This window comes from Sphingobacteriaceae bacterium (genome assembly GCA_016715905.1).
GTDB lineage: Bacteria > Bacteroidota > Bacteroidia > B-17B0 > Aurantibacillaceae > Aurantibacillus.
The window spans coordinates 25,310-47,857 of the sequence record JADJXI010000008.1; the positions used below are offsets into that span (position 1 = coordinate 25,310).

General features: G+C 32.4%; 28 protein-coding genes. All 28 read left to right on the forward strand.

The genetic code is table 11. The features are described from left to right. Nucleotides 1–597 precede the first annotated feature (597 nt). Complete coding sequence (locus IPM51_11800) at nt 598–1,395, forward strand: hypothetical protein (protein MBK9284981.1); 798 nt, start codon at nt 598–600, stop codon at nt 1,393–1,395. Between the two features lie 19 nt (nt 1,396–1,414). Next, nucleotides 1,415–1,834 carry a hypothetical protein gene (locus tag IPM51_11805; GenBank protein ID MBK9284982.1) on the forward strand — a complete coding sequence of 140 codons (420 nt, stop codon included), beginning with the start codon at nt 1,415–1,417 and terminating at the stop codon, nt 1,832–1,834. Further along, nucleotides 1,815–2,135, forward strand: a complete 321-nt coding sequence (locus IPM51_11810; GenBank protein MBK9284983.1) for a hypothetical protein — start codon at nt 1,815–1,817, stop codon at nt 2,133–2,135. The genes IPM51_11805 and IPM51_11810 overlap by 20 nt, the downstream gene beginning before the upstream one ends. After that, nucleotides 2,128–2,625, forward strand: a complete 498-nt coding sequence (locus IPM51_11815) for a hypothetical protein (protein MBK9284984.1) — start codon at nt 2,128–2,130, stop codon at nt 2,623–2,625. The genes IPM51_11810 and IPM51_11815 overlap by 8 nt, the downstream gene beginning before the upstream one ends. Further along, a complete protein-coding gene (locus IPM51_11820; protein ID MBK9284985.1) occupies nt 2,615–3,613 on the forward strand; it encodes a hypothetical protein in 999 nt (332 codons plus the stop codon). Before IPM51_11815 ends, IPM51_11820 begins: the two co-directional genes overlap by 11 nt. 1 nt (nt 3,614) lies before the next feature. After that, nucleotides 3,615–4,334 carry a hypothetical protein gene (locus IPM51_11825; protein MBK9284986.1) on the forward strand — a complete coding sequence of 240 codons (720 nt, stop codon included), beginning with the start codon at nt 3,615–3,617 and terminating at the stop codon, nt 4,332–4,334. A 1-nt stretch (nt 4,335) separates the two neighbouring features. Beyond that, nucleotides 4,336–5,622 (forward strand): hypothetical protein, encoded by a 1,287-nt coding sequence (locus tag IPM51_11830; GenBank protein ID MBK9284987.1) that lies wholly within the window; start codon nt 4,336–4,338, stop codon nt 5,620–5,622. Beyond that, nucleotides 5,622–5,963 carry a hypothetical protein gene (locus IPM51_11835; GenBank protein MBK9284988.1) on the forward strand — a complete coding sequence of 114 codons (342 nt, stop codon included), beginning with the start codon at nt 5,622–5,624 and terminating at the stop codon, nt 5,961–5,963. The genes IPM51_11830 and IPM51_11835 overlap by 1 nt, the downstream gene beginning before the upstream one ends. Continuing rightward, nucleotides 5,956–6,147, forward strand: coding sequence for a hypothetical protein (locus IPM51_11840; GenBank protein ID MBK9284989.1), 192 nt, complete (start codon nt 5,956–5,958; stop codon nt 6,145–6,147). Before IPM51_11835 ends, IPM51_11840 begins: the two co-directional genes overlap by 8 nt. Beyond that, complete coding sequence (locus IPM51_11845; GenBank protein ID MBK9284990.1) at nt 6,140–7,483, forward strand: phage portal protein; 1,344 nt, start codon at nt 6,140–6,142, stop codon at nt 7,481–7,483. Before IPM51_11840 ends, IPM51_11845 begins: the two co-directional genes overlap by 8 nt. Then, nucleotides 7,483–7,992, forward strand: coding sequence for a hypothetical protein (locus IPM51_11850; protein MBK9284991.1), 510 nt, complete (start codon nt 7,483–7,485; stop codon nt 7,990–7,992). The genes IPM51_11845 and IPM51_11850 overlap by 1 nt, the downstream gene beginning before the upstream one ends. A gap of 9 nt (nt 7,993–8,001) precedes the next feature. Then, a complete protein-coding gene (locus tag IPM51_11855; GenBank protein MBK9284992.1) occupies nt 8,002–8,841 on the forward strand; it encodes a hypothetical protein in 840 nt (279 codons plus the stop codon). Nucleotides 8,842–8,929: 88 nt separating this feature from the next. After that, the gene (locus tag IPM51_11860) at nt 8,930–10,291 is read left to right on the forward strand and encodes a phage major capsid protein (GenBank protein MBK9284993.1); all 1,362 of its coding nucleotides are present in this window, start codon (nt 8,930–8,932) and stop codon (nt 10,289–10,291) included. A 52-nt stretch (nt 10,292–10,343) separates the two neighbouring features. Next, a complete protein-coding gene (locus IPM51_11865) occupies nt 10,344–10,808 on the forward strand; it encodes a hypothetical protein (GenBank protein ID MBK9284994.1) in 465 nt (154 codons plus the stop codon). Nucleotides 10,809–10,929: 121 nt separating this feature from the next. Beyond that, nucleotides 10,930–11,238, forward strand: coding sequence for a hypothetical protein (locus IPM51_11870; GenBank protein MBK9284995.1), 309 nt, complete (start codon nt 10,930–10,932; stop codon nt 11,236–11,238). 4 nt (nt 11,239–11,242) lie between these two features. After that, on the forward strand, nt 11,243–13,048 hold the full coding sequence (locus IPM51_11875; protein MBK9284996.1) for a hypothetical protein: 1,806 nt from the start codon (nt 11,243–11,245) through the stop codon (nt 13,046–13,048). A 10-nt stretch (nt 13,049–13,058) separates the two neighbouring features. After that, the gene (locus IPM51_11880; protein MBK9284997.1) at nt 13,059–13,352 is read left to right on the forward strand and encodes a hypothetical protein; all 294 of its coding nucleotides are present in this window, start codon (nt 13,059–13,061) and stop codon (nt 13,350–13,352) included. Between the two features lie 2 nt (nt 13,353–13,354). Continuing rightward, the gene (locus IPM51_11885) at nt 13,355–14,437 is read left to right on the forward strand and encodes a hypothetical protein (GenBank protein MBK9284998.1); all 1,083 of its coding nucleotides are present in this window, start codon (nt 13,355–13,357) and stop codon (nt 14,435–14,437) included. Next, nucleotides 14,430–16,322, forward strand: a complete 1,893-nt coding sequence (locus IPM51_11890) for a hypothetical protein (protein MBK9284999.1) — start codon at nt 14,430–14,432, stop codon at nt 16,320–16,322. The genes IPM51_11885 and IPM51_11890 overlap by 8 nt, the downstream gene beginning before the upstream one ends. A gap of 4 nt (nt 16,323–16,326) precedes the next feature. Beyond that, complete coding sequence (locus tag IPM51_11895) at nt 16,327–16,929, forward strand: hypothetical protein (GenBank protein ID MBK9285000.1); 603 nt, start codon at nt 16,327–16,329, stop codon at nt 16,927–16,929. Continuing rightward, nucleotides 16,929–17,384 (forward strand): hypothetical protein, encoded by a 456-nt coding sequence (locus tag IPM51_11900; protein MBK9285001.1) that lies wholly within the window; start codon nt 16,929–16,931, stop codon nt 17,382–17,384. Before IPM51_11895 ends, IPM51_11900 begins: the two co-directional genes overlap by 1 nt. Next, complete coding sequence (locus tag IPM51_11905; GenBank protein ID MBK9285002.1) at nt 17,377–18,138, forward strand: hypothetical protein; 762 nt, start codon at nt 17,377–17,379, stop codon at nt 18,136–18,138. Before IPM51_11900 ends, IPM51_11905 begins: the two co-directional genes overlap by 8 nt. Then, nucleotides 18,131–18,574, forward strand: coding sequence for a hypothetical protein (locus IPM51_11910; protein ID MBK9285003.1), 444 nt, complete (start codon nt 18,131–18,133; stop codon nt 18,572–18,574). The genes IPM51_11905 and IPM51_11910 overlap by 8 nt, the downstream gene beginning before the upstream one ends. Before the next feature lie 10 nt (nt 18,575–18,584). Continuing rightward, nucleotides 18,585–19,064: a hypothetical protein gene (locus IPM51_11915; GenBank protein ID MBK9285004.1), complete on the forward strand. Its 480-nt coding sequence runs from the start codon at nt 18,585–18,587 to the stop codon at nt 19,062–19,064. Between the two features lie 44 nt (nt 19,065–19,108). Continuing rightward, complete coding sequence (locus IPM51_11920; protein ID MBK9285005.1) at nt 19,109–19,543, forward strand: hypothetical protein; 435 nt, start codon at nt 19,109–19,111, stop codon at nt 19,541–19,543. Nucleotides 19,544–19,551: 8 nt separating this feature from the next. After that, nucleotides 19,552–20,070, forward strand: a complete 519-nt coding sequence (locus IPM51_11925) for a hypothetical protein (GenBank protein MBK9285006.1) — start codon at nt 19,552–19,554, stop codon at nt 20,068–20,070. A gap of 202 nt (nt 20,071–20,272) precedes the next feature. After that, nucleotides 20,273–22,153 carry a phage tail tape measure protein gene (locus tag IPM51_11930; protein MBK9285007.1) on the forward strand — a complete coding sequence of 627 codons (1,881 nt, stop codon included), beginning with the start codon at nt 20,273–20,275 and terminating at the stop codon, nt 22,151–22,153. Continuing rightward, nucleotides 22,153–22,548: hypothetical protein (locus IPM51_11935; protein MBK9285008.1), on the forward strand; the 396-nt coding region annotated here is incomplete at its 3' end. The genes IPM51_11930 and IPM51_11935, both read left to right, overlap by 1 nt.

Below are 22,548 nucleotides of genomic sequence, written 5' to 3' on the forward strand. Positions count from 1 at the left end.
ACCCGTGTGAGCAACTAACTAACCAACCGAAGGTCAGTTTAACTACTTATCGGCTGTTTGTCAACTAGGGGTGCAGGTCATTTAGTGCAATAATTAATATTAATTTCCTCTTAACCTATTCTTAACAGTTTCTTAACAATGTATCCTGCAATCGCAACTAGTGTGACATATATAAGCACTGTGACATACTAATGCTCTATATCATGATAATGTCATGACACAATAATGGTATGACACTGCTATGTCATGACTTCTATATGTCATGACATCAATATGTCAGTGACATAATAATGCACTATGACAAGGTTATGTCATGACATAATTATGTGTGTGACACAATAATGTCATTGACATAAATATGTCACTGTCATAAAAATGTCACTGCCCTACGTATGTCATTGACAAAAGAATGTCATTTTGCAGTGCCCCCACCTATTCATACTTGAAAATAAATAATTTTAATAGTGTACATTTGTTCAAAAACCTTATACAATATCTTTTTTAAGTGAACAAACAATTCCTCACCTATGTATATACTAATAAGGACGTTACGAAAGCTCTAGAAAAAATAAGAAAACCTCAGAAAATAAGATAAACATGCCACCTAAAGGATATTTAACACCTGACGAAATTAGGAACGGCATAGAAGAAGAAAAAAGTCTAAATGGCACCTTAGAAATTCTAAGTAAAATAAAGCCTGATGAAGTTCTCTCCAGTGATTCAGAACAAACTCAGCATTATATAAGGAAATACCAAGGTTTATTAAATGACTTAATAGTTCTAAGAAAAGGTTATTTTCTACGTGCTTCACAAGCCATTATGGATAAACAATTAAGTCAGATGAAGCAGATACTTGTTATATTACAAGGTGCTAGTCCTTACTTAATTTATCTAGACGAACAGAAACAAAAACTATTAAATCAGCTATTCGGCGAAATACTTGTATTGGCACCTGGAGATAAGCTGAAATACCCTGAAAGTCAGTTTGATGAGTTAATAATTAACTTAAACGAGAGTACGCTTTCCTCCAGTGGTGTGAACCATATAACTAATATGGCGACAACTCTGAAGAAGAGACGTTATGATAAAACTCGTAATATAGAAAACATTTTAAAAACTTTTGATCGTGAAGATATAAGAGATTTCGATCATGAAATATCTGTAAAACAACAATTGGTGCAGTTGGCGACTTTGGATGCATTAATTGGAGCTAATGGAGAAAACTATGAGGAATTAGTTGATTCTATTAGAGAAATGGTTAAAGATCCTAAGCAATTGATTCAAGTAATTAAATCATTAACGCCTAAAGCACCTTCTGTTGATGTCAAAACGATAAATAACTTTGAAGCTACATCAGGACCACTACTCATTCAAACGAATGTAAGTAGTAATTAACTAGAAGGGCAGTTTTGATATGCGTGTTTTGTTAATGCAAGGTGATGTAACTGGTGGAATTAGTAACGCTATTAAATCAACGGAAGGTAAAAGTGAGGGCACTTATATAGCCGTACTAATTCTCCTATTCACATTAATTTTATTGTGTGGATTTGGGTATGTTATGGGAAAGTGGATACCAAATTTCATTAGTACATTTAAAGAAACCATGGATGATCAAAGAAAGCATGACGCTGAACAGAGAGATAAAGAGCGTGATTTGTTTCTAAAACAAATTGAACATGAAAGATCTAGAAGTGATATTACTGGTACAACAGAAAGAGCTTATTTTAAGCAAATGTTGACCGAATTGTGCGAAAATAATACTCAATGTACTCATAAATTAACTGAGGCCATTGATAAATTAGACAAAAGATTGGATGGAAATAAAAATGCTTGAATGGCTTTCTAATCTAGATTTAAGCACAAAATTAATCATCGGCCTGATTGCCTATGTGTTTTTTCCCCAGTTATGGCCGAAAATTAAGGAATGGCTTGGAGATTTAAACTTAAAGTCTAATAATCCTAATCAATCTGAATTAATTTCAAGACTAGAAGAAACTGATAATTTAAGCCCGGATGCTATAAGACTATTAACTTGGTTGGAACTTTATCAGACAAGTGAAAAAGTTGTTGATCCTAAGCTTAAAAAAGCATTATTAGAGCTTCCAGCCCTTTTAGTTGAGAAAAAAGATGTTTAATAATTTGGATAAAAACAGAAAAATAGCTTTAATTTTAGCTGTTTTGCTCTTTGGTTTTAATCAATCTGGAGTAAATCTTGACGATTTAAAAGATTTAGTAAAAACTCCTGATGAAGTAAAAACACCTGATGAATTACCTAAGCCATTGGAAGCAGATATTACCTTAACGGCCCCTTTAACTGAATTATTTGTTAAAGATAAAGTAATGGCAATGGAATGTGCATATTTTTATATGTCATTTGCCGATGTAGTTACTAGAAATCCGAGGAATTTCCTCCAGAATAATGCTGATTTTAAGGTTTATAATGAAACAGCACTAGATATGATGTATGAAAACAGTAACCTAAAAGGCTCTATCCCAGGACTGGGAGAAAAAATTGACGAAATTTTAGCTTCTAGAATGGGATTAAATCCTGAAGATAAAGTTGATCATAAAACTTTAGGTGCATTACTTTACGCAATAGGTTGGACAGCATACAATGCCTTTTGAACAGCTATTTAAAGATTATCTAAGCCGAAAAATTGATGGTGTATTTCTTGATACGCCTGATTTCTCAGCTGATGTTAGAAAACTAGTAAAATACTCGCGGGATGAGTTTTTTGCTAATGCTGAACAATCACCTTATTTCGGCGATCGTGTTGATTATATTAGTGAATTTGCCAATAAAGAAGGAGTAGCATTACCTTTTTCCCCAGTATTGGACGTAGATAAAGATTCTTTTTCACATGTTCAAAAAACTGGAGATTGTTATTCTCATGCAACTAAGTCTATGCTGGACATTAATCGTAAGAATGAACGATTAAATGGTTACGAATCAGCCTTTATTGAAGAATCAGCTACCTGTTTAATTTATGCTTTACGTGGCCGCCGTGGTGAAGGAATGACCCTTTATGAGGTAATAAATGCCTTAAAAGGTGGAATTATTCTTGAAAAACTCTATGAATTGAATGGTAAAACATTTGATTTAAGAGAATATGATAACTATTGGCGTCTAGGAGCACAAAATTGGGTAAATAATGTTCCTAGAGAAATATTACAAGAAGCTGCAAAGTTTCCGATTAAAAATGTGGTTACGGTTTCTTCTATGGAAGAAATCAGAGCAGGCTTATTTGCTGGGCGTGCTTTTTCTTGTGGTAGCTCTATTAATCCTTCAACAACTCGTAATGAATATGGTATCTGTACATTACAAAGAAGTCCCATAGCTCATGCAATGCTTATTTGTGGTGTAGATACTAGAAAGAAATATCATCGAGAGAATTTATATTTGTGGGATAATAGTTGGCCCCCTAATTTTTACAGAGGCAATACCCCTATTCATGGAGAAGAATTTGGAATTAAATTACCACCATGTTGTTATCTTTTATCAGAAAGCGATACGTGGCGTGCCGTAAAAGAGAAAGGTACATTAACCGCGTCAACTATAGAAGGTTTTCCACCATTAAAACTACCAAATCTTGGTACAACAGGAAGAATTTAAAATGAAAAAGATTATTTTTGCCTTAATGGCCACAGCGTTATTTGTTGGTTGCGAAGCAATTAATGTAAAACAGGTTGATTTAGATAAATTTGAAAATACAAAAGCTAAAATTGCTCATGCTTTAGCCCTAAAACTTAATGAAGATCAGGTTGATCAAGTTAAGTTTGAAGATACTTATTTATGTCAATATTTTAGCAATTGTCCTGGAGGAATCTGTTATCCTAATGCACGTGCAAATGCTTTTAGAGCTAATCTTGGACGAGTTATTCGTCCAGCTTATCCAGAAATAATTGTTTATCCTCCAGTAGTTAATCCTCCTGTAGCAGAAACAATTGAAGCACCTTTAGAAGAACAATCTTCTGAAGAACCAATTAAAGATGGTTCTGTGGTAGTTCCCTCCAGTAGTGGAACTCAATGTACAAATCCTAATTGTACAAATCCTAATTGTCCATGTGGACCTAATTGTGATTGTAATGCTTATAGCAATAGTTACCAAAGTTATGGAAGTAATGGTAGTTATTCAGGTTATTCATATCCTGGAACGGTAACTTATAGTTATCAATCTAATTATGGATCGACTGGAAGTTATTCTTCAGCTTATAATAAACCTTATGGAATGACTTATTCTTCAAATTATTCTACGCCAGTACGTATGAGAGGGCAATTAGTTGAAGGTCAACCATTAAGAAATGTAGTTCGTAGTCTTCTATTTTGGCGTTAATATGTCTGAAGTATTAGATCAAGCAAAAATAGGTTGGGGTGAATTTGTTGATCCCCATGATAGGTCTAAAGGTAAAAATTTTCCATTACATAATTTACAATCTAAGGTTTATTTATCTGATCATAGATTTACAGCAGCAATAGCTGGTACTGGTGGTGGAAAAACAGTTACTGGTCCTTTATGGATTGCTAGACAAATTGAAAGATTTAAAAAAGTAAATCCACATAGACCTATTTTAGGAATGGTCATTGCCCCAACCTATAAAGTTTTATCAAGAGCAACAGTTCCAACATTAATTAATACTTTTAAAGATACACCATTAGAAGGTATTTATAAAGAATCAAGAAGTTATTATGAATTACCTAAAATTAATGGTGTTGATGGTGGAATAATTTGGTGTCAAGGTGCTGATAATCCTGGAGGATTAGAAGGCGGTCAATTTGATTTTATTTGGGGTGATGAAGCTGGACAATTTAAATATAATGTTTGGATTGCTATTCAAGGTAGAACTGGTTTAAAACGCTCCCCAATATTACTAACAACAACTCCTTATGGTAAAAATTGGCTTTATCATCATTTTTATAAAGCTTATAAAGAAGGAAATCCTGATTATTATGTAGTGCAATGGCCTTCTAATGCTAATCCAGCTTATTCAACTGAAGAGTATGAACGTGCTAAATCAGTAATGAGTGGTGAATTAGGAACTATGCGTTATGATGGTGAATTTTCAGGAATTGCAGGGCTTGTTTATCGTGATATTGGGAACTGTTTTACTACGTTGTCTCCTAGTGAATTAAGTACATTATTAAGTAAACCTGGAACTTTTCATGGTGGAATTGACTTTGGATGGAATGATCCATTTTGTGCTTTAAGTGGGTTTTTAGAAAAAGAACGTGATATTTTATGGGTATGGTTTGAAAGATATAAATCTAAAACACCTATAGAAGTACATGCCGATAAGTTACCTAAATTTGTTGATCGTTCTATTAAATGGTATTGTGATCATAATCCTGAATTAATTCAGAAATTGAAAAGAGGTGGGCATTTAGTTGCTAAAGCTGAAAAAAATATTTTGGCTGGAATAAATGCTGTAAATCATCGTATTTATACTGATAGATTAAAAATTGTATCAAATCGTTGTAAAGCAGTTGTTGCTGAAAGCGAAATGTATAAATATCCTGATGAAGAAGATAAAATGGGTGGTGACGTTCCAATAGATGATTTTAATCATGCTATGGATGCTTTACGTTATATGATTATGGGTATTGATAGAAAGAGAGCAGCATAATGTTTGAACGAATTGAAAAATTAGCTTTACGGGCACATTTTCGTCGCCAAATGAATAAAGCTGAACGAGCAAAAGAAACAAATATTCGAAAAATTTATTCTGGTTTATTAGCTGATGGCGATCATTTTGAAGTGGCTTATGAAACACTTAAAAGTGAAAATGTCGTTTTTGGATCAGATGAACCACGACGGCCTTTTTTGGAAATTTTGCAGTTACTTATTGATAATAGCGATAAGATTCTTGAAATTCTTATTCGTTTATTGCCATATATTATTACTAGTATGCCATTTAGCCAAGAAGAAGAGGAAGCGTTTTTAGCTTCAATGCAAAAAGATGAATAATCTAGAGCATGAAGGTGATGAATTTTTTGATGAAGAAAAAGTAACTAATCGTGAAGATGTAACTGCTTTTAATCGCCTTGAACAAGAAGCTAAAAAATTGCTTCTTTTAGGTGCAAGAGATAAGTTACAAGAACAATGGTTACAACTTGATAACCCACTATTATGGGATGGCGAAATTGACTGATTCATTATTTAAAGGTGGCATTTTTGATACCATTATTGATTATGTAGAGGAAAATGGTTCTTTACCTAGTTATAATGATTATTATGGAAATACTTTAACACCAGGCCCAATAGGTTTGGTGAAACAGTATAAAGACATAGTTTATGCTTGTGCTAATATCAATGCTAATGCTGTTGCATTGAAATCTTTAAAGCTTTATGTAACAACTGATAAAACACAAGCAGAAACTGTATTAAAGAAAGCACCTTTAGAAAATAAAGAAGAAAAACGTGTACGTGAGCAATATAAGATTCGTCAAAACGTACAATTAGAAGAAGTCATTGATCATCCTGTTTTAGATTTGTTTAGCAAGCCATTAGGAAATTCAGCTTTATTAAATGAATATAAGTTATTCAATTTTACACAACTTTATCAGGAAATAACAGGTGCGGCATATTGGTGGATTATTAGTCATCCAGTACTTAATATTCCAGCTCGCATCTGGTTATTTCCTACACATCATCTTTCCCCAGTAAGCGAGGCAGGTGATAGTAAACCAATTAGTTATTATCAATATAATGGACCTGATGAAAAATTAAGAAATCGTAAATTTTCAGTTAATGAAATTATTCCATTTTTATCTCCTAATTTATATGATCCTTATGCATCAGGTTATTCTCCAGGATTAGCTGCTTATTCAAATTCATTAGTTTTAGATAAACTAATGTCAATGACAACAAAGTTTTTAGATAATCAAGCACGTCCTGATATTGTAGTAATGCCTAAAGAAGCAATTGGTAGTGAAATTGCTGAAAGGTGGGAACGAAGTTTAAATTTAAAATTTAAATATGGACGTAATGGAGGTTATTACGTCTTAGATGAACCTGCAAATATTGAAATTTTAAATTTTAAACCTAATGATTATGCCAGATTAGATTTACAAAAAAATAATAAAAATAATATTTGTAATATATTTGGTGTACCCATTGCTCTAATTGATTCAGAAGCGATCAGTGAAAAAACATTAGAAGCAGCATTAAAACAACATGCAATGCAAGCTGTTGCTCCTAGATTAAGAGCTAATACAGATTTATTAAATGTAACATTACTTCCATATTATGATCAATCTGGAAGATTATTTTTAGGTTATGAAGACCCTGTACCTGAAAATAGAGAAGAAAAATTACAAGAAAATGTTCAATTAGTAATGAATGGAATTAAAACTCCTAATGAAGCACGTAAAGATTATAATTTACCTCCAAGAGAAGATGGAGATATTTTACGATCAATTAATGTTGCTGGTTCAGGAAGTTTTCAACGAGAAGATCAACGTAAATCAGGCGTAGCAGAAAAGTAATGGCTAAATCAGTTACTGTTGATTTAAAATACGACGATAATCTTGTTAAATTAGTTATAGAATCAGCCCAAAAAGGTGTTAGTCAAGGTAATAAATTTTATCGTCGAAAATTACAACAAGAATTTCAAAGTGCTCCATGGGGTACAATATATACGAATGGTAAAGTTCGTACTATAAGGCATAGTAAACCAGGTCAAACACCTTTACGTCAAACAGGTGATTTAAGTAATTCAATTAAAATGCAAGAGCTTAAAACTCTTGATAAATTTTATGCTTATACTTTTTCAACAATGCCTTATGCAATGGAATTAGAAAAAGGTGGAACTTTAAATACTTATGACGTACATTCAGTTAAAATAAGTAATGCAAAACCTCTTTATTTAAAATTATATTCAGGTGCAAGACCTACATTTAAAAAGGTTTGGGATCGGCATGAAAAAGAAATATTCAAAATTATTCGTAGCCGCGTTCCTTTTGTTTCAAGATTAATTACAATTTTTAAATTTTAGGAAATAACAATGTTAAAAGAGTATGGTATTGCTAAAAGCCCTTTTGGATTTGCTTTATCTGAAGATGATGCAAGAGAATTAGATATTTTTCTTGAAACTTCTGAAGAAGACATTAGTTATTTCCGTAAAACATCTACTAACTTTGAACATGCAATTCTTAAAGAACGCAGTGATGTATCAGTAATTACTGATAACTCTGTTGACCATGATAAAGAAGTCATGGATATTTCGTCCATTAACTGGGAGATTTTTACTAAAAATCCCCACGTGGCTTATAGACATAACTATGACCTTCCCCCAGTAGGGAAATGCAAATGGTTTAAGCGTTTTAGTAAAATTGTAAAAGCTAAGACGTTATATAAAGCACGTCCTGAAGGCTTAGCTCCAGATGCTTTTTGGTTTCCTGACGCTATTTATGAAATGGTTCAAAAAGGATATTTACCAGGTAAATCGATTGGTGGTGTAGCTGAAAAAGTTGCTATTACAAAAGAATATTTAGATCAACATCCTGAAGCTGCTGGAGCAGAAGTAATTCGTAAAAATGCACGTATTTATGAATATTCAATTGTTCCTGTTGCATGTAATAAAAATGCAGTAGTTGAAACTTTAGCTAAAGGTTTGAAAAATATTGATGATAATCTTTTAAAAACCTTATTTCCTGAAGTTGCTGATGCAGTTATTGAAACACGTAAAAGTTCTGAATTACCTGTAATTAAAGATTGGTTAAGTGTTGCTGCTTATGAAGAAAATTTATCAGCACGCTTAGAAATTGAATTAGGTTCTATTATGGACCGAGTTCCTGAAATGATTGATAAAGTTCTTAAGAGAATGTTAGGACAAGTTAGTTAATCAACTTTCCTAGAAGAAAGAATTAATTAGTTTGGTGACCTATCTATATATTAGTTTTTTAATTTGTTAATAATTTGGAGTTACTAAGATGAAAAAGTGGATTTTGTTTGAAAAAGATTGGGCTCAAGATGATAATACAACTTTCAAGAAGGGTCAGGTAATTCAGGTTGATGCTTCATTAGCTGAATCACTTGTTATGTTAAAGTTTGCTAAAGAAACTGAAGCACCTTCTTCTGATGATATTGTTACTAAAACTTCTGAGAAATTTGCTCAGACTGTTTCAACGATTATTGATTCTTCTCTCAATAAGGCATTTAGCCAATTTAATGATACGCTTGAAAAAGGAATTAAGCTTCCTGCGACAGCAGTTGATCATGATTTGGAAAAAATGGGTGGTTTTAAATCCCAAGAAGAATTTGTTAGTTGTGTTATTAAAGCAGGTCGTCCTGGTGGAAATGTTGACGAAAGGTTAGTTAAAGCACCAACTGGTCAGCATACACAAGATGATCAAGAAGGTGGTTATTTAGTTCCTGAAACAATTGAAACACGGATTTGGACTAAAGTTTCTGATGATATGGAATTGGATTTCTTTAGCCGAGCAACTGATAAACGTAAAACTTCTGGTAATACGTTGAAGTTTAATGCTCAAGAAGAATCCTCACGTAAAGATGGATATCGTCATTTTGGAGCAGTTGCTTATTGGACTGATGAAGCAGAACAATTTACTGCTTCTAAGATTATTTGGTCACAACGTCGTTTAGAATTACATAAGCTAACTGCGTTGTATTATGCAACTGATGAAGAAATGGATGATGCAGGCACTGCATTAGGTTCTGTATTTGATGTAGCTGCACGTCGTTCCATTATGTTTAAACTTAATCAAGGTGTTTGGAATGGTAATGGTGTTGCCAAACCTCTTGGTATTTTTAGTGGAAATAATCCTGCATTAATCAGTATTGCAAAAGAAAGTGGTCAAGCTGCTGCAACTATTTTGCATCAAAATATTAGTAAGATGTATCATAGAATGCATCCTTCAATGCGTGCCCGTGCAAATTGGTATGTACATCCTAATTTACAAGAGCAACTTGAATTTATGTATTTTGCAAATGATACAACTAATAAACGTCCTTTATATATGCCTGCTGGAGGTGTTTCTGGTTCTCCTTATGGTTCTTTATATGGACGCCCTGTAATTCCGTGTGAATTTTGTGCTGATTTAGGAACGCAAACAGATATCTGTTTTGCTGATATGACTCAGATTATTACTTTAAGTAAGCAATCTGGAGGAATGAAACGAGCAAGTTCTATTCATGTTCGTTTCCTTTATGAAGAAACTGCATTCCGTTTTAGTTTCCGAGCTGATGCACAACCTGTTTATGCTAAGCAAGTTGAAGATTTAAATGGAACTACTAAACGAAGTCCTTATATTACTTTGGATACTCGTGCTTAATTAGTTAGTTAGTTTCATTTTTCAAAAAATAAAAGTTTAGGAGAAAATTTTAATGTCTAATTTTAAAAAGTTGAATGATATGCGAGTTATTCTCGCAACTCAAGTATTGAGCTTGGGAGGAGCTACAAACAATTCTGCATATGTTGGTTTAACAAATGCACAACGATTGTTGTTTATTATTCAAGGTGATGCTGCTAGTGCTGGAGCAACTATTACTTTGAAACAAGCTAAAGATGCTTCTGGAACTGGTGTTAAAGCACTTGATTTCACTGCCATTGCTAAAATTGTTAAAGCAACTGGTGTTGAAACACGTGAAACAGTTGTTGCTAATAGTCATGTATTAGCTTTATCAACGCATGTTTATGTAATTGAAATTGATTCTGCTGATTTAGATTCGCAGAATCAATTTACACATGTGCGTGTTGAAGCTAGTTCTGCAACAACTGGTGACGAATATGCTGTTACAGCAATTGTAACAGATTTACGTTATCAAGGTGGACCTCTTAATAAGGTTTAATGGCTGAGTGTAGGTGCCCCCCAGTGATGCCTTCTTCCTAGTTTTTAATTAGGAAGAAGGCTAAGCTTTAGCGAATTATTTAATTAATTAAAGCTTAGCCTTAAAAGGATTTAAGATGGGGATGATTTTTGATTTAAGTATAACAGGTGATTTTAGTGAAAAAGACTTAGCTGCATTAAAGTTAGTTGTTGATCGTGAAAATGAAAAACAAGCTCTTTTTGAACAAAGACATAATCTTCCACGTTTAACTATTAATGAGTATTATACAGCTTATAAAGAAATTCTAAAAGAACTTGTTATTAAATTTCATGAAAATCATATAAATCAAGCTAATATGATTTCATTTCAAGAAATCAAACCTTTTTGGGATGAAGCAAATAATATTCAACGTGAAAAAGCAGCTAAAGCTTTAAAAATTAAAAAGGTTTAATTATATGCCTCAAACACGTGTACGATTTAATGATTTAGAACAACGTTATCATTTAGTTTTAGTTGATGATAATTTAGATGTATTGGTTGATATGGGCTCATTAAATCCATCAAATACGGCTACTGCGGCTGGGATAGAAACTATTTTACCAGAAACATTTAATCCATTTTCCGATGGATCAATCTTATTTATTAAAGCAGATGGGACTAAAAGAAAGTTCTCTCCAGCAGGTAATACAGCTAAAGATAGAGGTTTAGCTTTAGATGCTGCTGCGGCTGCTTCACAAAATGGTGATACTGTAATTTTAAATCCATTTCATTATGAAGTAGGTAAAACGATTTCTTGGGCTGCTAATAGATTTACATTAGTTGCTAATGGGGCAACAATTATAAGAAACACTGTACCTACTGACCGTGTTTTTACTTTTAATACAGGAGTTTCCTCCAGTAATAAAATCTTCGTTTATGATTTAAATGTAAATGGTAATGGTGATAATATTAGTTTAGATGGTGAACGTGGCGAAGGTATTCAAGTAACTGGTTCTGGTTTATTTAAAGCATTTGGTTGTTTTGCTTATAATGCTCCTGTAGGAAATACTGCTTGTAATTTTTACTTTGATTTAGCAGATGGTCATATTATTTTAATTGGTTGTACTGCTGATGATCCTGGTTGGGCTAATTATCGAATTAGAAGTCGTTCATTTGAAGCTTATGCTTGTAATTCATATGTTACAACTCATAAGTCAGGTGCTAAAGCTCGCTTTTGGGATATGGATGGTCAAAATTATGATGAAGTTAAAATTGCTGGTGGAAGATGGTTTAGTGATCAATCATATGAAAAACAGTGTGTATTTGATCCTGGACCGGGTAATTCTTGCCGTAGTCTTTCAATTTCTCAGATTGAAATGAATTGTTATAACAATCATGTTAATGCTACTGGGGATAGCTTAATTAAATTTGATTTAGTTGAGAATGTTTTAGTTTCTGATTTGACTGAATCACACGTACAACCTAGATTGCAAGCTGGATTTGATCCTTATACACATGGTCAATATGAAACATTATTTAATATTGGTCTATGTGGTCATGTTAAATTACAAAATATTCAAGCTGATGCAACACCACACCCTGCTTCTCCAGATGATGCAACTTATTGTGAAAATTTAATTATTGATAATTGTATTTTTGGTAAAAATTCCAAATTAGATCATGCTATGTGGAATTTAAATATGATCAAAAATACAATAATTAGAAATACTTCATTTTTACATGTTACTGGTACAGGTTCTCAAGCATCTGGAAATAACTGTATTTTTAATAATGGATCGTCTTCAACTAAAAATCAAAAAGTTATTTTGGATAATGTAACTATTGGTTATAAATTTACTGAAGTAGGTACTTTATTCCGACATATTCGAGAAATTGGTCACGTTCAGTTTGGTAATTTTACTCAACTAAGAGAAACAGGTTCAGCTGGTTTAATTGTTGGACCAAATCCTTCACAAAGATTAATGGCTGCTGTAAGAATGGGTGACCCATTAACTGCTTTATTACAATTTTCTCCAGTAGAACAAAATCTATTAGATGATACAGATGCTAATACTCAAAGATTTGCTCCAATTGGAACAACTACTTGGGCACATGATGTAAAAGCTCCTGCTAATCCTGGCACAGCAAGTGGTGATTGGTTTGGAGGAACTATAATTGGCAAACCTGGAGCAAGAGTAAGAAATCTAAATTATGGCAATGGTGGAAATGGTTTTCCAAAAGAGTTTGTTAAAACTTCTGGTGGCACTTTTGTGGATGATTAAAGGATAAAATATGGCTACAACAAGTCAAGTAAAAGCAGGTTTAGATGATATTGCAACAGAAATTCGTCAAATTCGTTTTGAAGCAGGACGTTGTAAAATAACCATTGGTAATGTTTCAGCTGCTTTAGCTAATTTAGCAACAAAATATAGTGATGTTGTTGCTACTATTCAAACTTTTGGAACAACAAATGCTTTTGAAGCTTTAAGTAAAGCTGAATTAACTAAATTAATAACAGAATACCAAGCTTTAAAAGCTGATTTAGATCAAGCAGTTACTGCTTTAAGCTCATTAACGGAATTTTAATTATGGCTTTTCCTGCTGATTGGGCCGGATACGCTTCACCAAACAGTTTACTTCCTCCCAGTTCTAGTTTAAGTAATTTTACTTATCTTATTAGTTTAAGTGAAATGCCTGCTAGTTGGTGGAGCAATGTAAAATCTGATGGTGGAGATATTCGTGTTACAAAATCAGATGGAAGTACCCAATTACCTTTTGATTTAATTGAATGGGATTATGCTTCTCAAACGGGTATATTAGCAATTCAATATACAGGTACTCAAACAACCAGTCCTGATGATTTTTATATTTGGGCTGGAGATGCTTCTGCTACTTTACCAGCAGCAGGAGACACTTATGGTCAATATAATACTTATGAATCAGGTATTAAATGTTTTTATCCTAATGGGGGTGGGAATGATCGAACAGTAAATGCTTTAAATTTAACTATGACTGGTGCAACTACTGGTGATAGTGATGGACCAATTAATGGTTCTAAAGCAACAAATTATAATGGAACAAATCAAAAAGCTTCGCGTTCATCTGGAGCACAATCAGGTGATTGTTTATTTTTAGCTCATTTTTATGATACAAAAGGGGCTGGTACATCTGTTATATTTGCAAGATCAAGTGCAGCAGGAAATATTGGAGCAGGAATCTTTTTAATTTCTAGTACTTCAGAACAAATAGCTGTTTATCGTGATGGAGCTGGGTCACCTGTAAGTACAAGTACAGGTACATCTACACCATTAAATAATTGGGGGGCTGGTGGATCAGGTTTTGATGCAACTGCAGGACAAATTTTTACAAGAAGTTATTTAGGAGCAAATAATGCTGTAAGTTCTTCTGATGGTGATGGAGGAACAACAGGAATTTTTATTGCAGCAGGTGGTTCAACAAATTATTGGGGTGGAAGAGTGGCCAATGCTTTATATAAAACAGATTTAACTAATAAAGATGATTTTATGGATTATTGGTTTTCAATGATTGATGCTTCTGATCCTGATCAATCAAATTTTTATGGCGGTTGGACATGGACAGCTAATTCTGGACCTAGTTCTTTTAATCCTGCTTGGGCAAAAAATAGTAATCAGGTTTTAAATTATGCTTAAAAATGTAGCTGGACAAAATATTTCTGCCCAATTAATTAATAAAACAGATGGTTCTGATGTAACAACTGGAACTACAACAGTATATGTTACTAAGGATAATGGAACACAAACTTCTGGAGGAGGGACTGTTACAAATAAAGGTAATGGTGAATGGAATTATGCTCCTACTCAGGCAGAAACAAATGCTAATTATATTAAATTTACTTTTGTAAATACATCTGCAATTACAGCAGGAATAGGTGTTTATACAATTAGTTTTAATCCTCATGATACAGTAAGACTAGGTTTAACTTCATTACCTAATGCTGCTGCTGATGCTGCTGGTGGATTAGCTATTAGTGATGCGGGTGGATTAGATTTAGACACATTATTAGGACGTTTAGATGCTGCTATTACTACTCGAATGGCGACATATACACAACCTACTGGTTTCTTAGCTGCAACATTCCCCACAACAATTGCTAGTCCAACAAATATAACTGGTGGAACAATTACAACAGTAACTAATTTAACAAATTTACCAAGTATTCCTGCTAATTGGATTACTGCGGCCGGTATTGCTGCAAGTGCTTTAAATAATAAAGGTAATTGGAATATAGGTAAAACTGGTTATAGTATTTCTGGAACAAAAACAACTTTAGATGATTTAAATGATGTTTCTGTTTCAGCAGTTGCTGATGCTGTTTGGGATGAACTTATTTCAGGTCATTTAACAGCAGGAACAACTGGTGCATCATTAAATGCAGCAGGTGGTTCAGGTGATCCTTGGGTAACATCTTTACCAGGAAGTTATACATCAGGGCAAGCTGGTTATATAATTGGAACTTATTTAAATGCAACTATCTCCAGTCGTTCAAGTCATACAGCGGCTAATGTTAGAACAGAAATAGATGCTAATAGTTCTCAATTAGCTGCTATTCTTGCTGATACTGCTGTTATTGGAACAGCTGGAGCAGGTTTAACAGCTATTCCATGGAATAGTGCTTGGGATGCAGAAGTACAAAGTGAATGTACTGATGCTTTAAATGCATATGATCCACCTACAAATGCTGAATTAGCTTCAGGTATTAATCTTTTAGGAGGTTATATAGATACTGAAATTAATTCAATTTTAACTATAATAAATAAACTTGATACAGCTTTAGAATTAGATGGAGCGGTTTATCGATTTACAACTAATGCTTTAGAATTAGCTCCTTCTGGCGGAGGTGGTGGAGGTGATGCTACATTAGCTAATCAAACAGCTATTTTAGCTGCTTTAACTACAATTGATTCTATTGTTGATGCTATATTAGTTGATACAGATACAACTATTCCTGCTACATTAAATACTATTGCAGGCTATATTGACACTGAAGTTACTAGTATTGTAAATAGTTTAGTTGAAATTAAAGGGACAGGTTTTGACACTGATGATCATAGTTTAGTTGTAATTGCTTCAGCTGGAGGTTCATTAACAGTTTCACAAGCAAGTCAATTATCTTCAATTTATGCCGCAGTTAATTCTAAACCAGTAATTCAATCAGATTTAGATGAAAATCCAACTGGAAGTATTATTACTTTAACGACTGGTGATACTTATGGAGAAAACTTTAATCCCGCTAAATCTTGGACTGTTGATTATGGTGTAGATTTAACTGGAGCAGTAGTAACTTTTACCGCAGCAAATAAACAAACTAAACAAATAATTTTACAAAAAACAATCACACAAGTAGTGGTTTCTGGAACAAAGTACACTTTACCTTTAACATTAACTACGGCCGAAGCAAAATTGTTTAAAAAATCAGATGATATAATTTTTGATATAAGAATTGTATCCGGCACTGATGTTGATCATTCAATTATTGGTTCGATAAAAGTTATTGATGTAGTTAATTTAGGATAATAAAATGGGATTAATTTCTTCCCCCAGTAATGAACCTCTATTAGCTGATTTAGATTATGATAATTTATCAGCAATGGATCAAGCTAAAGTAAATTCTTTAATTGAAGTAGGCAGTCAATTAATTGAAGCCTATTGCAATCGAGTTTTTACTGCGGCTGATTTTACTGAATATTTAGATGGAAATGGTCATAATGAAATTTATGTAAAAAATCCACCTATTAATAGTATTACTTCTGTTACTATTAATTCAAATTTGGTAGATTATGTTTTTCCTACTGATGAATTAACTATTAAACCTGGAATTGGTCGTGTTAATTTAAATTTAGATAAAACTAATTCATTACGTCCTTTTACACATTTTCCACGTGGAAGCCAAAATATTAAAGTAATTTATAATGGAGCATTTAACCCAATACCTGCTCCTATACTACTTGTTTTAGCTGATTTTGTAATTAGAGCATTTGATGGTATTGGTGAAAGTGGAAATGTTGTTAGTGAAAAATTAGGTCAATATTTTTATAAACTTAAAGATGATAAAACTAAAGTTGATAAAAATATTTCACAATATGAAGGTTATTTACAGTACTATAAAATAAGGCGAGTTTAATGTCCTTACGTAAACTACTTAGATTAAACAGATGGTCAATTCAAATAAATGACTATGCTGTAAGAGATGATGATGGTAGTTTACTTCGTGATGAAGGTTGGAAAACTATTTATAAAAATATTTTCGGCCATATTCAAGCGACTGTTACTACTTCAGCTAAAGGTAAAGACGATACAACAAAAGCTTTTGGAAAGATTGAATTAGAGTCTTATTATACTATTTTTCATAACTATGATGATATAGTATTTAAAACTAATATGAGGATTCTAACTCATCACAATCCTACTAAACTTATAACATTTTTACCAAATGGTGAAGTAGATTTTGAAATACATAAACGAGATGAAATAAGAGTATTTGAGTTTTTAGGTTCTAGAGAAGCAGTTGGTGATAGACGCAATAATTTAAAGCATTTTGAATTGTACCTAAAGCAAGTATTTAGACAGCATGTTTAAAACAATATTTAATTTAATTAAAAATGAAATAGGTACTGAAGCTTTAAATATGGGCTTTATGCTCGAAAATAGAGCAATGCCTTATATTGCTGTTAATCCTGTATCGGCCACAGTTGACACTCAATATTCTACTTCAGAACTTCTCCTCCAGTATTCATTCCATTTCAGAATTTATTCAGAAAACAGAAAACAAGGAAAAAATCTCCAGGGTATTTTGATTAACTTATTAAGAGGTTATAGTGATACTGAAGTAAGTAATATTCACATACCTAGAGTTAGAATTCAAGAAATTCGTCCACAACTTTTTATAATTGATGTCTTAGCAAATGTTTTCACTTTGTTTACAAAAAACCTTCAATTTGATGCATTAATTGGCACAGGATTAACAGTCAATGAAGCTTTGTTTGATCTATATAAACAGAGTAATTTGCCATATAAAATTGTCTTTAGTGATTATATGCTGGAGAATGAGAACTATCCTTATATAGTTTTAACCTCTATAGATGAAGTTAATATGGAGGATAGATCTTGTGAAGCAATTTACCAGGGGGATTATGAGTTAGTCCTTTTTAATGAAAGTTTACCAGAAGCTGATAAAATTATAAATAAATTAATTGATTTATATCATTCTGGTAAAATTCAATGTTCTGAATATAATGTTGAAGAGTTTATGCTACAAAATATTGTATTTACAGAAGTACGTCCTCAATTATGGCAAACTAATTTAATTTTTAATTACCAACACAATGACTAAATTAATAACAAAAATTAATTCTGAAATTTCAATTGAATATTCTGATACTCAAAAAGCAGATGGTTCAATTGAAAAATTATTATTAAAACGTCATTTAGCTCATTTAAATTTAGATGAAGATACAGCTTACAAAGCTTATACAAATCGTTTAAGTTTAACAACAAGTCCTACAACGCTAGATTTGACAGCTTTAAATGATGTATTTGGTAATACGTTATTTAGTTCTGGGGTTAAGTTTTTGTATTTACATAAACCTGCTCCTGCTGATATTAGAACAATAACATTTGATTATAATGGAGTTGAAATTACTTTAGGTGATTTAGAATATTTTATTGTTTCTGGGAGTTCAACAATAAAACAATTAATTACAACTCCTAGTTTAGTTTTCACTGCAAGTGGTAATACTGTTTTAGATATTATTTTAATTGGAAATTAGGAGTTAAATAATGGCCAAAGAACTTAATTTAAAAATTTCAGGGTCAATTGCTGGTACTTATAAAAAGACAGGTAATAGTACAATTGCAGGAGCAACTGTTGCTGTTAATAATCAAGAATTTAATGAAACATTAATTGATGGTCTTGGTGACGCAATTAATATTGTAAATTTACTTTATTCTAAACGTCATGCAATTAGTAGTGGAGCAGGTGTTACATTAGATTTAACTTCATTAACAGATGAATTTGGCGATAGTATTAGCCTTCCATCTAAAAAATTAATCTTTATTAAAAATCAAGCAGCTGTTGGTTCTAGTCAGGTTTTAATTTGTACTTCATTATTCGCTTCTGGTGTAAATATGAATCCACAAGAATGGCGAATGATCTGTTGTCCAAGTGGTTTATCAACTGTTCCTTCTTCTTTAGCATTTACAACAGCATCTGGAACATCATTTAATTTTGATATTTTAGTTGCTGGTATCAACGACTAAATTTAACTTTAACTTTTGTTTTTTAATAATAGGAGAAATAAACAATGGGACGAAAAGTTGTTGCTGGTGCTAATGGTAAAACTGGTAAAGTACGTATTGGTTCAACTGAATTATGCGTTACTGAATGGAACGCGACTGAAATGGCAGATGAAGAAGATACAACTAATTCCTGTTCAGATGGTTATAATGAACAAGAATATGGTAATAAACGTGTTGAAGGTTCTATTTCAGCAGACTGGGATGCAACTGTAAATCCAGTAGCAAGTGCCCCTACTATTAGAGCTGGAGCAGAATTAACAGATGCACGTTTATTTGTTGAAACTGATGGTACATTTACAGGTGTACGTTGTCATTTTCCATTAATTAATGTGAATGATATTCGTATTACTGTTCCTTCAAAGGGTAAAGTATCTTTTTCTTTTAATTTTAAGAATAAAGGTGCTTATGCCTTTTTAAGTGCTTCTGACTATTCTGCATAAGGTGCTAAATGGCATTTGTTAATTTAGTAAATACTGAAGTAGAGGTGGGCGGATATACTTTTAGTCCGCTCACCTTAAATGACTTGGGCTCATTTGTTTTGTATTTTCAATATTACAAAGTATTTGAAGCCGAAACTGTAACTAAAAACTTCCCTCCAGAACTCAGAGCTAAATTACTTGAAACTGCATATAATGAATGTTATAATATGCGTTTACCTGTATATGAAGTAAATAAAAAAACTGGAGAAAAGAAATTAGTAGATTCTATTCGACCTGTTTTTGAACATCCAGAAGTTCAAGCTTTCTCGGCTACAATGCATGGCATGAACTATGAAATGTTTTTAAGTTTACGTCATAAACATCCTAATATAACATTAGAAGAAGTTAATTCTTTAATGACTCCTTATATGTTAAAGGAAGTTCAAGACAAACTTATGTGTTATATGGATGAAATTCAAGAACAATTAAAGAAAGCAGAAGAAACTTTGCCGGGGGAATCGTTCCCCAGTCTAACTCTACCACGATAAAAATAGGAGAACCTATAGACTGGGGAAAAATCTTACAAGTATTTGTATGTGATTTAAATATTTCTCCTAGTGAATTTTCTAAACTTTCAGTTTATCAGTTTTTAATTCTATTTTGCACTTTACCTGATGTAACTAAAAAAGAATTGTCTTTAGATCAAGTAAATAAATTAGTAGAACAGTGGCGTAACGAAGGTATTTAATTATGGTTTTAAGTGCAACTCTTGCGTCACTGATTGTCAATGTTATTCTTAATGCTACAACATTTAATCGTCAAATGTCTGGGGCTAGAGCTAATGTTGTACAAACAGCTGCTAAGTTTTATTTATTACGAACAGCAGTTACTGCGGCTGTAGCTGCTTTAGATCGAATGATTAGTCGTGCAAAAGATATAGAAGATGGTTTTACTAAAATTGAAAGAATTGCTTCTAATTTACGTAATACTACTTTTAGAGCAGATTTATTTAATTTAGATGAAAACCTTAAAGGAATTAATATTGGTGAACTTCAAAAGTCTGCCCAAGAATTATCACGTTTAGGTATTCGTGATAATTTAATAGGTATGACTGAAACATTAGCTTTATTTTCTAAAACATCTGGTGTTGCAGCAGAAGATGCTGCATTAATTCTTGGACGTATAACTCAGTTATTTGATTTACCTGATCGTGCTCAAGGAATTGAACATCTAGCTAATTCCATTGTTGAAGTAGCTGAAAGTATGGCTACTTCAGAAAGAGAAATTACAGACGTTCTCTCCAGAATTGGACCTGTAGGTCAATTAGCTGGTTTTTCTGTTACTGAGTTAGTTGGAATTGCTGGTACAATTAAAGCTATTGGTCAACGCTCTGAATCAGCAAGTACAGCAGTTCAACAATTATTTCTTAAACTATTTACACAAACTGATGAAGTTTTAGCTGCTCTAACTGCCTCTGAAGACGAATTAAAAAATCTTAGAGATTTAATGTATACAGATGTTAATGCTGCTTTTAAAGAATTTTTACGTATTATAGGTAATAAACAATTTAAATCAGCAGCTGAAGTATTAAGTGGCATTGAATTATCTGGAAAAAGAGTTTTACCTGTTATTTTAGGTTTATCAAAAAACACTTCCTTATTAACTGAAGCTCAAGCTGCCGCAGCAAAAGGTGCTAATGAAAATATTCAAATTTATAATGATTATTTAATGAGCTTAGATAATATTTCATCGAAAATGGAAGGAATTAGTGATAGTTGGGATCAATTAGGTTTTGTTATTGGTAATAATTCTATGGTAAAAAGTGCTTTAGATGAGATTGAAATCTCACTTAATAGCATGAAAGAATTAATTGATTATATTAATAATACAAGTGGTCAAAGAGATTTTGATCCTACTAATATTGAAGAAGTAAAAGCAAGACGTGATGCTGTTAAAAAAGAATATGATGCTCTTGTGCAAGCAAATATGGATTTAAGAAAAGATGGAGGATTAGCTGGTTTTGGAAAAGTATTATGGAATAGTGCTGTTCCAGGTGAAGGTTTAGGTATTTATGGTTTAATTACTTCAATGGGCAGACTAACTGCTTTAGAGCAAGAACGTGAAAGATTAAATGAACATATTTTACGTTTAATGAAAGCTCAAGATGAAGAAGCAAATAAATCACCTTTAACTAAATCAGTTCCTCCAGGAAGTTTATTTGGATTATTATTTACTGCTGGAGCATTTGGAGGTGCTCCTTCTGCATTTTTAAATGCACAAGGAGCTATGGATTTATCTAAATCTAACTTTAGTGAAGAAGCTTTAAAAGCTGATACTAAAGCTAAAGAAAAAGCAGCTAAAGAAGCAGAAAAAACTCGCGAAAAACTTTTTGATAATTTTTGGGATATTATAAAAGAGCAAGGACATAAAAAAGAAAAAGGCGGAAATACTTTTAGTTCATTACAAGACTTTTGGAAGAACCAAATTACTTCTCCCCAGGAACGCCAAAATAAAGAAGTGTTAGACAAATTCGATAAAGCTATTGATTTAGCTAAAGAAAATAAAGATTCTGTAGGTAATATTCAGAGTCTAGTAAAAGAATTTGTTAGTAAATATGGAGCAGTTAAATAATGGCTATTGATTTGCCTTTTGAATATGTTGAATATAAAGAATCTGGTAGAGAAAATATTAATCTTACTGGAGGAGGAAAAACTTATACCAGAATATTTAAAGGTCCATGGGATTTAAGAAAACAATTTATTTCATCTGAATTAGCAGAAAATATTATTGATGATCCTGATCAACCTTTATTTTTAAGAGGAAAACCTCATCCTGATGACCCAAATACAATTGTTTCTGATATTGAAATAGTAGGATCAGGTGAAACATTACAAAATGATGTAACTGGTACAATTGCTTTTACAAGAGCAACAATAACTGCAAATTATCAATCTTTTTCTCCAGCACAAAATCCTGATCTTAATCCTAATAATGATTTAAAGAAAAATGGTATTTCATATATTGAA